At 64.7% G+C, this 10,019-nt stretch carries 10 protein-coding genes; 6 read left to right on the top strand and 4 right to left on the bottom strand.

Features of this window, described 5'->3' with window-relative positions:
- Positions 1 to 80 precede the first annotated feature (80 nt).
- The 3 genes from VIL88_RS15120 (at position 81) to VIL88_RS15110 (ending at position 3,359) form a co-directional block, all read left to right on the top strand.
- Positions 81 to 899, top strand: coding sequence for a hypothetical protein (locus tag VIL88_RS15120; protein ID WP_331990282.1), 819 nt, complete (start codon positions 81 to 83; stop codon positions 897 to 899).
- A gap of 12 nt (positions 900 to 911) precedes the next feature.
- Positions 912 to 2,120 carry a chromate efflux transporter gene (gene chrA, locus VIL88_RS15115; protein WP_331990280.1) on the top strand — a complete coding sequence of 403 codons (1,209 nt, stop codon included), beginning with the start codon at positions 912 to 914 and terminating at the stop codon, positions 2,118 to 2,120.
- A gap of 66 nt (positions 2,121 to 2,186) precedes the next feature.
- The gene (locus VIL88_RS15110; RefSeq protein ID WP_331990278.1) at positions 2,187 to 3,359 is read left to right on the top strand and encodes a GAF domain-containing sensor histidine kinase; all 1,173 of its coding nucleotides are present in this window, start codon (positions 2,187 to 2,189) and stop codon (positions 3,357 to 3,359) included.
- On the opposite strand, the gene VIL88_RS15105 is transcribed toward VIL88_RS15110, so the two are convergent.
- From VIL88_RS15105 to VIL88_RS15090, 4 genes are all read right to left on the bottom strand, one after another.
- Positions 3,356 to 3,901 carry a hypothetical protein gene (locus VIL88_RS15105; protein WP_331990276.1) on the bottom strand — a complete coding sequence of 182 codons (546 nt, stop codon included), beginning with the start codon at positions 3,899 to 3,901 and terminating at the stop codon, positions 3,356 to 3,358. The two genes, VIL88_RS15110 and VIL88_RS15105, sit on opposite strands and share 4 nt — an antisense overlap.
- Positions 3,898 to 4,470: a DUF1214 domain-containing protein gene (locus tag VIL88_RS15100; protein ID WP_331990274.1), complete on the bottom strand. Its 573-nt coding sequence runs from the start codon at positions 4,468 to 4,470 to the stop codon at positions 3,898 to 3,900. The genes VIL88_RS15105 and VIL88_RS15100 overlap by 4 nt, the downstream gene beginning before the upstream one ends.
- A 373-nt stretch (positions 4,471 to 4,843) precedes the next feature.
- The gene (locus VIL88_RS15095; RefSeq protein ID WP_331990272.1) at positions 4,844 to 5,155 is read right to left on the bottom strand and encodes a helix-turn-helix transcriptional regulator; all 312 of its coding nucleotides are present in this window, start codon (positions 5,153 to 5,155) and stop codon (positions 4,844 to 4,846) included.
- 3 nt (positions 5,156 to 5,158) lie between these two features.
- On the bottom strand, positions 5,159 to 7,324 hold the full coding sequence (locus VIL88_RS15090) for a PBP1A family penicillin-binding protein (RefSeq protein ID WP_331990270.1): 2,166 nt from the start codon (positions 7,322 to 7,324) through the stop codon (positions 5,159 to 5,161).
- Positions 7,325 to 7,458: 134 nt separating this feature from the next.
- On the opposite strand from VIL88_RS15090, the gene VIL88_RS15085 reads away from it, so the two are divergent.
- The 3 genes from VIL88_RS15085 (at position 7,459) to VIL88_RS15075 (ending at position 9,998) form a co-directional block, all read left to right on the top strand.
- Positions 7,459 to 7,914: a YcgN family cysteine cluster protein gene (locus VIL88_RS15085; protein ID WP_331990268.1), complete on the top strand. Its 456-nt coding sequence runs from the start codon at positions 7,459 to 7,461 to the stop codon at positions 7,912 to 7,914.
- A 70-nt stretch (positions 7,915 to 7,984) separates the two neighbouring features.
- The gene (locus VIL88_RS15080; protein ID WP_331990266.1) at positions 7,985 to 8,644 is read left to right on the top strand and encodes a diguanylate cyclase domain-containing protein; all 660 of its coding nucleotides are present in this window, start codon (positions 7,985 to 7,987) and stop codon (positions 8,642 to 8,644) included.
- A 97-nt stretch (positions 8,645 to 8,741) separates the two neighbouring features.
- A complete protein-coding gene (locus VIL88_RS15075) occupies positions 8,742 to 9,998 on the top strand; it encodes an Hsp70 family protein (protein ID WP_331990264.1) in 1,257 nt (418 codons plus the stop codon).
- Positions 9,999 to 10,019: the final 21 nt, after the last annotated feature.

The following is a 10,019-nucleotide window of genomic DNA, read 5'->3' as shown; positions in this document are numbered from 1 at the left end:
GTTGTTCACCGGAGTGCGCTATGAGCGCGGGACATTGCCACCGCCAAACCGGCGCGATCCGACGCGGCCAAAGCGCAAGCGTGGCTAGACCAATCCGTGTTTTGACGGCGCTGGCGCTGACCGGCCTGCTTGCCGCCTGTTCGGCTGCGCGCCCGGTGGGAGACTTCGGCCGCGCCGCGCCGAGCTGGACCCATGATGTCGCCATGCCCGCGGCAGGGGATGCCCTGTCAGGCATGCGCGGCGAGCCGGTCTCGGATTTCAACCGCACTGACCAGGAAGAGGAGATGCACAACCGGGTCTGGCGCTTCCTCGTCGCCGCCCATGCCAAGGATTGGGTCTTCGATAGCTCAGTGGAACTGCAGCGCACCCGCATCATCCCGCCCAACAAGGACGAGCACTATACGGTCGAGCGCTACTACAGCTGGCTCAAGCGCACGAGTTACCAGTCCTCCCGCACCCGTTATGCCACCGTAGGCAGCCATATCGCCGCCGACCTCGACACGCTGCCCACGACCTTTGCCGCCATCTGTGCGGTGATCGAGGTGGACCGGCAGCGGTCAGTCGCCTATGCCGGGCTGGGGAGGGGCCTGCCGCCGGACCGTGGCGATAATCTTGCGGCCCGGAAGTACGAGAATGACGCGTTCATCGCCTGGTTCGTGCGGGCGCTGAACTACCGCTACAGCAGCTACGACTTCGCGCTGGACAACCTCCTTGTGGAAACCCCGCACGAACAGTCGCTAGCGGTGGACGAGGCGTTGCGGCGCATGTCGGGTTTCGTAAGCCGCGCCAACCGCCGAGATTTCTGCGGCGATGGGGTGCCGCACCTTTCGGGCGGCAGTGTCGTCATACCGTCACGTTACCAGCATAGTGGCGACCGGGAAGTCGTGCTGCCCAAATAGCGCGGGGGCAGGGTGAACCAGGATCGGCACGAGCGACGGTGTACGGCAGGCGAGGTGTTCCTGGTCTTCCTCAAGCTCGGCCTGACCTCGTTTGGCGGACCCATTGCCCATCTAGGCTATTTCCGCGACGAGATCGTTTCGCGTCGCCGCTGGATCGATGAAACCGGCTATGCCGACCTAGTGGCGCTCTGCCAGTTCCTGCCGGGGCCCGCTTCGAGTCAGGTGGGTTTCGCCCTCGGGCTGCATCGGGCGGGTTGGCTTGGGGCGCTGGCCGCCTGGTGCGGCTTTACCCTGCCATCCGCCATCGTCCTGGTGCTGTTTGCCCTGACTGCCGCCGCGTTTAATGGGCCTCTGGCGCAAGGGGTGCTGCATGGGCTCAAGCTTGTCGCTGTTGCCGTGGTGGCGCAGGCCGTCTGGGGCATGGCGCGAACGCTGACCCCCGATCTGCAGCGCGCCGGGATCGCGCTGGTTGCCATCGTGATTGTCGTTGCGCTGGCTGGCTCGGCCGGACAGGTCCTTGCCATCGCCGTCGGAGGGCTCGCCGGGCTCTGGCTTTGCCGTGGCGCCGCGCAGAAGGTCGATGCTGCCATGATGTTTCCGGTGACAGCTCGGGCGGGGATGATCTGCCTGCTGATCTTTACCGTCTTGCTGCTGGGGCTGCCGGTGCTGGCGACGGTGAGCGGGCATGCGCTGGACCTGTTCGATGCGTTCTTCCGTGCCGGTGCGCTGGTTTTTGGTGGCGGGCATGTGGTGCTGCCGCTGCTTGACGCGGAAACGGTCACCACGGGCTGGGTCAGCAAGGATGATTTCCTGGCCGGCTATGGCGCCACGCAGGCCATGCCGGGACCGCTCTTTACCTTTGCCGCTTACCTCGGCGCCGCCGGCACGCTTGCACCCAATGACGTCCCCGGCGCTCTCATCGCGCTTGTGGCGATCTTTATGCCGGGCATGCTGCTGCTGGTGGGGGCCCTGCCGTTCTGGGACGCCCTGCGGCGTCGATCATGGGCACAGGCGGGCATGCGCGGCGCCAATGCCGCGGTGGTCGGCATTCTTGCGGCGGCATTTTTCGACCCCGTATGGCGCAGTGCCGTGCTGACGCCGCTCGATGCGGTGCTGGCGCTTGCCGGCTTTGTCGCGCTGGTGTTCGGCAAGGCTCCACCGTGGCTGATCGTGGTGGCCATGGCGCTGGTCGGAGCAGGGAGGGGCCTGCTGCAGCTTTAGTGCGGGCCGCACATGACAAGCGCGGCGTGGGAAGTTAACATTCCCCTTACAAGCAGCGCGGATGCCATGACTCACGACTTCCAGGACGACATAGACGCAGTGGGGCGGATCGACTCGGTCAGGACCATTCTCAACGTGGTCTGCCAGACGACGGGCATGGGCTTTGCTGCGGTTGCGCGCGTGACCGAAGATCGCTGGATTGCCTGCCAGGTGCGGGACGATATCGACTTCGGCCTCACACCGGGTGCAGAGCTCGAGGTGGTGACGACCATCTGCAGCGAAATCCGCGACAGCCGGAAAGGTGTGGTCATCGACCATGTCGCGGAAGATCCAGCCTTTCGCGCCCACCATACGCCGCTACAATACGGCTTCCAGAGCTATATCTCGATGCCCATCATCCGGCAGGACGGTTCGATTTTTGGCACTTTGTGCGCAATCGATCCGAAGCCGGCGAAGCTGAACAACCCCACCACGATCAACATGTTCAAGCTGTTTGCCGAGCTGATTGCCTCGCATCTCGATGCTGCTGAAAATGTCAGTTCCGCACAAGCAGGCCTGGCCAGCGAGAAGGCCATGGCCGAACTGCGCGAGCAGTTCATCGGTGTTCTGGGGCACGACTTGCGCAATCCGCTGGCGGCGATCGGTTCCGGCGCCAACATGCTGCTCAAGACGCCTCTGAATGAGAAGGCTACCCGGATCGTCACCCTGATGCAGGGTGCCGTCGTTCGGATGGAAGTGCTGATCAGCAATGTCATGGACTTTGCCAGCGGCAGGCTCGGCAGCGGCATCGAGCTCAGCCGGGCACGGGACGACCTCGGTCCGGCGCTTGACCAGGTGATCGAAGAATTGCGCTTGGCCAATCCGGAGCGTGAGATCGTCACCAAGATCGATCTGCAGAAGCCGGTTCATGCAGACCGGGCGCGGGTGGCGCAGCTCTTTTCCAATCTCCTAGCCAACGCGCTGACGCATGGAGCACGAGAGCGGCCCGTAGAAGTGGAGGCGAAGGCGCTTGACGGGCACTTCGAACTTGCCGTGGTCAACGGTGGCGAGCCCATCCCCCAGCATCTGCAAACCGAGCTGTTCCGGCCCTTCACGAGGCCAGCGGGCAGCGTGGGCCGACCAGGGCTGGGGCTTGGCCTCTATATCGCCAGCCAAATAGCCGAGGCCCATGGCGGCACGATCATGGTCAAGTCAGACGAAGCGGACACCCGCTTCATCTTCCGCATGCCCAACGACTAGGTCTGGTTGCCGCAGCTGACCGAGGCCAGCGCCTGAGCGAAGCGCTCGCGCATCACCTGGTGCGGGGGCGCTAGCCGTACGAGGATCAACAACTGGTCGCTCGCCGATTCCACGACCAGAAGGCCTTCCGCAACATCGAGCTGCTGCTGCGCGAGCAGCCGGGTCTGGGCTGCATTGAAGATGCCCAGGTCCAGCGTTTGGCCGATGCCATCGCGATTGGTGGTCGAATAGGACACGATGCCGGCCGGGTTGAAGAGGGCGATCGACCAGAAGGCATCCGGCATGGTGCCCTGCACATAGGCGGGGCCCTGATCGAGATCGACCCGGCAGAGGCCATAGATCAATTCGGGGTCGAGCCCGAGTGGGTTAGGCTCGCCGGCGCGCACCGGTGGCAGAATGGCGATGCGGTTGTCGGCCTCGATATCGTCAACCCGCGTCCAGATCGATTGTTCGGCGAGCGCCGGCAAGGTCAGGATGACGACGATGTGGATGATGCCGCCAAGGATGACGCCGCCGACCAGCCAAAGGAGAAAGCGGATCATGCGCAGTCCACCCGCGTGATGGTGGGCATGGACTCATCGCTGGAGAAGCCGGAGAACACGGCCGTGTCATAGAAGCGGAGCACAAGCTGGAAAGGCCCGCGGCCGGTCAGCTCGAGCCAGTTTCCCGGCATCAGACTGGTGCCGACATTGATGTGCAGGTCCCCTTCATTGGTGCGGGTGACACCGGAGCTGCGGATGGCGGGCGGTACATCGGGTGCGGCGACGTTGATGCCGGTTTCATCCAGTGCCACCAGGGTCCAGAAGGTTGCAAGGGGCGTGCGTCCGTCGATCCGGTAGGAGCAGTCGCGGGTAAGCGCCTGGCCGTCGCTATCGGTGGTGGCGGTGAACTGCAGGCCCTCGGCCTGGCCGAGTTCGAAAGCGGCCGTGCGGGCTAGATGGCCGCGCGTATAAGGATTAGGTGTGCTGGAGCCCACATCGGGCCAGGCATGCCAGGGCCCCACCTGCGCAACGCCGAAGATGCGCCCATCGGTCAGTGCGTAGTAGCTCAGCCCGAAACCAACAGCCAGAGCGACGGCGCTCATCATCAGCAGGTAGAAGACGAAACGCACTGGTCAGTGCCTCGGCGGAACGATGGAAGGCATGGAGGCAGGACCTGCGCGCGGAGTGGCTGGCTAGGCTATAGCAAGGGGTGCGGGTGTGCGGAAGGGTGTTCGATTGCCAAGCGTGCAGCGCGAGCCGATCTGCTGACCCTTATGGGTTTTCACAAGGTGGGTCTGGCGATCGGGATCATGTTACACTTGGTCGCGAGACGCGTGCTGCGCCAGTTGGAGGAATGAGATGGAAACTCTGATCCTGTGGCTATGGGGACCGACAGTTGCCTTGATCGTGATCCTCTTTGCCCTCTTCATCACCCGTCGCCAGAAGATGCATCCCGGCGAGTAAGGTCGCTGTAGACGCCTCACTGCTCTCCACGCGGTTCAGCTATCCCGTAAGGTCATCGAGGGTGACGTCCAAAGCCTGGGCGAGCTTTCGGACCGTCTCCACCGATCCTGATTTTCGGCCCGCCTCGATTTCGGCGATCTGGACGCGAGTGACGCCGGAGGCAGCGGCAAGCGCTGCCTGGGTAAGCCCACGGAATTCGCGATAAACGCGCAACGGACTTTCACCGTCGATGATGCGGTCGGCAAGTGGGGAAGGGATGAGTTCCTCGCGCCCCGCAGCGATGTCAGCCTTGATGCGGTGGTAGGCCTCGATATCGGCCAGGTCCTCAGCCGCCTCCAGAAGCCGCGTCAACGCCTACATTCCCAGCGATCTGGTCTGCGTCGTGATGCTTGCCTGATCAGTGTCCGCCTCGATTGCGGCGCTTTCAATGGTCGCGGCGAGGCGATCGGCGAGGTCGACGAGCTTGCGGGCGGCGGCGGGCGTGAGGCTGGGGGGGCGCTCGGCGATCTCTTCTTCCAGGGCGGGATCGGCTTCGGCCACGATCGGCGGCTCGATGGCGAAATCGACGCCGAAGACCGGCTGGATGTCGATATTGGTATGGGCATAGGCCATGAATTTCTGCCAGGCGATCGCGGGCAGGGTGCCACCGGTCAGGTTGTTAGTGGGGTGGTAGTCGTCATTGCCGAACCAGACGGCCGCGACATAGTTGCCGGTGAAGCCGCAGAACCAGGCGTCGCGATAGGATGACGTGGTGCCGGACTTGCCGACGGCGGGGACGCCCGGCACATCGGCGCGGCGGCCGGTGCCGCCGGTGACGACGCCACGCAGCATGGAATTCATGTAGGCGACGGTCTGCTCGTTGAGGATGCGTTCGCGCGGCGCCTCGGGATCGACTTCGAAGACGTTTTCGCCGCTGAGCGTAGTCATGCGGGTGATGCCATAGGCGGGCGTCTTGAGGCCGCGATTAGCGAGCACGGCATAAGACGAGGTCATGTCCAGGACCGAAACGGAGGCGACGCCCAGCGCCAGTGAGCGGGTGACGGGGTAGTCCGCCTGCAGGCCCATGCGGTGGCTGAGTGCGGCGATCGTGTCGCGGCCGGTCTTGATCGAGAGCGTGACAGGCACGGTGTTGAGAGATTGGGCAAAGGCACTGGCCAGGGTCACCGAGCCCTTGTAGCTGCGGCCGTAGTTCTGCGGGCACCAGTCGCCGATGCAGACCGGGCGGTCGGTGATGACGTCGCTGGGAGTGAGCCCGAGCTGCTCGAAGGCCTCGGCGTAAACGAAGATCTTGTAGGCCGAACCGGGCTGGCGCGTGGAGACGATGGCCCGGTTGAACTGGGACTTGCCGTAGTCGGTGCCGCCGACCATGGCGCGAATGGCGCCTTGCGTGTCGGTCACGACCATCGAGGCCTGCGTCACGTCATACTGCTCGCCCTGTTCGCGGACGGTGGAGACCACGGCCTCCTCGGCATATTTCTGCAGGGTCGTGTCGATGGTGGTGCGGACGACAAAATTGTTGGTGGCGAGCTGGCTTCTTTCGATCAGCAGCTTGGATTGCTCGAAGGCCCAGTCGAGGAAGTAGTTGGGGGAATTGGCATCCTCGGTTCGGGCGATCGGCGTGGCCGGGTGGCGGCGGGCCGCGGTGACCTGGCCCTCGGTGAGGAAGCCGGAGGCGACCATGTTGGAAAGGACGACATTAGCGCGGCCGCGGGCGGCGGCCAGGTCGATATGTGGCGCCCAGCGGCCGGGTGCCTTGTAGAGGCCTGACAGCATGGCCGCTTCCGCCAGGGACACGTCCTGGATGCGCTTGCCGAAATAGTAGTCGGCGGCCGCCACGACGCCGAAATTGCCGCCGCCCATATAGGCGCGGTCGAGATAGAGCTTGAAGATCTCGTCCTTGCTGTAGTGCCATTCCAGCCAGACGGCGAGGAAGGCCTCGACGATCTTGCGCTCGATGGTGCGCTCGGAGGAGAGGAAAAGCTGCTTGGCGAGCTGCTGGGTGATCGAGGAGCCGCCATGGAGGGAGGTCTCGCCCGAGGCATTGGTGACCAGGGCGCGCAGGGTGCCCACCACGTCGATGCCGAAATGCTCGTAGAAGCGCCGGTCCTCGGTCGCGAGGGTCGCCTTGAGCAGGTAGTCGGGCATGTCGGCCAGGGCCACCGAATCGTCAGAACGGATGCCGCGGCGGCCGATTTCGTTGCCGAAGCGGTCGAGGAACAGGACGGAATAATCTTCCGCCTTGTTGAACTCGCCCGAGGCGGTGACGTCGAAGGCCGGCATGGCCAGCGCCACCATGAGGACGCAGCCGATGGCGAGGAAGGAAAAGCCGTCGCTCAGCACTTCCACGATGCCGCGCTTGATGCCCGCCACATGGAAGATCGACATGAAATCCTGAAAGCGGGTATAGCCGCGGCCCAGGGACTGCCAGAATTCGTAGAGCGAGGAATCGAGCCAGGCGTCGGCGGCCAGCATGCCGGACGACTTCTTGCGCTTTTCTTTGGTGTAGAAGGGGTCTTGCACCAGCTATCCTCGGGCTCGGTTCACGCAGTGTTGTCCGGGCTGCGCCGTGAAGGCAACGCAATCGCTGGAATATGATTGCGCTCGGGCGCCGACAAGAGCAAACCGGCAACAGGCTTAGCGCCGCTTGGGTTAAGATGGCCTTCTGGGAAGAAAAATCGCTGGACGAGATGACCGACGCGGAGTGGGAAGCGCTCTGCGACGGCTGCGGGCGCTGCTGCCTCATCAAGCTCGAGGACGAGGATTCGGGGCTGCTGATCACCTCCGACGTGCGCTGCCAGCTGCTGGATGGCGACAGCTGCGCCTGTACCGACTATCCGGGGCGGCAGGCCAAGGTGCCTGACTGCATCAAGCTGACGCCGGCCAATGTTGGGGAGATCAAGTGGATCCCCACCACCTGCGCCTATCGGCGTCTGGCTGAGGGCAAGGGGTTGGCCTGGTGGCACCCGCTGGTATCAGGCGATCCGCAGACGGTGATCGATGTCGGCGTCTCGGCGCGGGGTCGCACCTTTGCCGAGCAGGACATTGCTCCCGACGAGTGGGAAGAGCATGCCGTGGACTGGCCGGAATGGGAGCCGCCAGAGCACCTGTGAGGCGTTTACGCTCCGTTAACCATCTTGTGGCGTCATCGCCGCAGATGTGAGCCTAGGATGGGCGATGAGCATGGCGGCGACTTCCAAAGATCAGGCGGACTTCTTCTGGACCCGGGTGCGGACGGCATTGCATGCCATGCGCCCGCTGCGGGAGCCGGGCTATGGGCAGGCGGCCATGGCACGATCCATGGGCATGCGGCCGCGACTCGGTGCCATGATCGAGCAGGAACTGGCCGAGGGCTGGGCCAAGGCTGCCGACAAGCACGTGTCGCTCAGTCTTCTCGTCATCGAGATGGACCGGGCGAGCGACTTCTTTGCCGCCTATGATGCCGAGATCGCCGCACAGGGCGTGCACGCCGTGATGCGTGCCATCACCGATTCCCTGCCGCGCGGGGGCGACAGCTGCCTGCGGCTGGGGCCGGGCGGTTTTGTCGCCGTGCTGCCGGACGTGCCGGTACTGATGGCGCGGTCTGCCGCGCTCAACATCGCCACCGCGGTGCGGAGCCTGTCGCTGCCCAACAAGGAAAGCCATGAGGGCGTGGTGACGGTAAGCCTGGGCCTTGCGGTCACCAATCCGCGCGGTGGCTACGACAAGAAGTTCTTCGAAGCGGGTGCCGAAGCGCTCAAGAAGGCGCAGCGCAAGGGCATCGGCTATCTCCATACCGTGGATCTGCGCCCCGCGCTTGACCGCAAGCGTAGGGCGCGCGACCGGGTGTTGAAAGCCGCCTAAGCAGGCAGACGAGGGGGCTCTTGCCTCCCGCTGCCCAAGCCCTTAAGAGAGCCGTCCCTCGCGCCGCCCGGCGCTTTTCCCCGATGGACGGCATGCCATGACCCTCTTTTGCGGCCTCGATTTCGGCACGTCCAATTCCACCATCGCACGGCTCGATCCAGGAGGCGTGCCGCACCTGCTCAAGCTCGAGGCCGGGCGCGAAACTATCCCCAGCGTGATCTTCTTCGGCTTCGAGGACGATATGATCCGCTTCGGCCGCGAGGCGGTGGCGGAATATGTGAGCGGGGCCGAGGGGCGGCTGATGCGCTCGCTCAAGAGCGTGCTGGGCACCTCGCTGATCGGCGACACGACCCGGGTCAAGGCGCGCAGCTATGGTTTTGTCGAAATCCTCGGCATCTTCATCGCCGAGCTCAAGCGCCGGGCGGAAGACGAGCTCGGTGGCGTCGTAGAGCAGGTGGTGTGCGGACGCCCCGTCCATTTCGTCGACGACGATGTTGCGGCCGACCGGGCGGCGCAGGAGCAGCTGGCCGGTGCCGTGCGGGCGCAGGGCTTTCGCCATGTGGAGTTCCAGTTCGAGCCGATCGCCGCGGCGCTCGACTACGAGCGGCAGGTAACGGCGGAGCGGCTGGCGCTGATCGTCGACCTGGGCGGCGGTACCTCGGACTTCTCGGTGGTGCGGGTTTCGCCCGAGCGGGCGAGGGCGGCTGACCGGAGCGGCGACATTCTCTCCACCGCCGGCGTCCATATCGGCGGCACCGATTTCGACCGGCTTCTTTCCATGGCCAAGATCATGCCCGAACTGGGGCTCGGCACCATGACGCGGGACGGCAAGCGGCACCTGCCGGTGGCGCCATACTATGACCTTTCCACCTGGCATCGCATCAACAGGCTCTACAATGCGCAGACGCTGCGCGACCTGCGCGGCACCCGCAACGAGGCGCGGGCCCCGGAGCGGGTCGAGCTGATGATGGAGCTGATCGAGGACCGGCTCGGGCACCGGCTGGTGGGAGCCGTGGAAGCGGCCAAGATCGCGCTTTCAGATGTGGACCGGACCAGGTTCGAGTTTGCGGTGCGCGACCAGTCGATCACGACCGAAATGACGGTCGCCGATCTGACCGAGGCGCTGCGCAACTCGGTGGAGCGGATTGCCGGCGCCATCGGAGAAACGCTGCGCCGGGCAGGTGTAGGGGCCGAGGCGATCGATAGCCTGATTCTCACCGGCGGCTCGACCCAGGTGCCGGTGATCGCCGATGGCTTGCGGAAGCTCTTCCCGGATGCAGAACTGGTGCGCACCGACGTGCTGGGCAGCGTCGGGCTGGGCCTGGCACTCGATGCCAAGCGCAAGTTCGGATGAGGCGATGGGTTCAAGGAGCCG

The organism is Devosia sp. (assembly GCF_036563435.1).
Lineage (GTDB): Bacteria > Pseudomonadota > Alphaproteobacteria > Rhizobiales > Devosiaceae > Devosia.
Note: the sequence above shows the minus strand (reverse complement) of the source record. Positions and strands in the feature narration are given on the sequence as shown.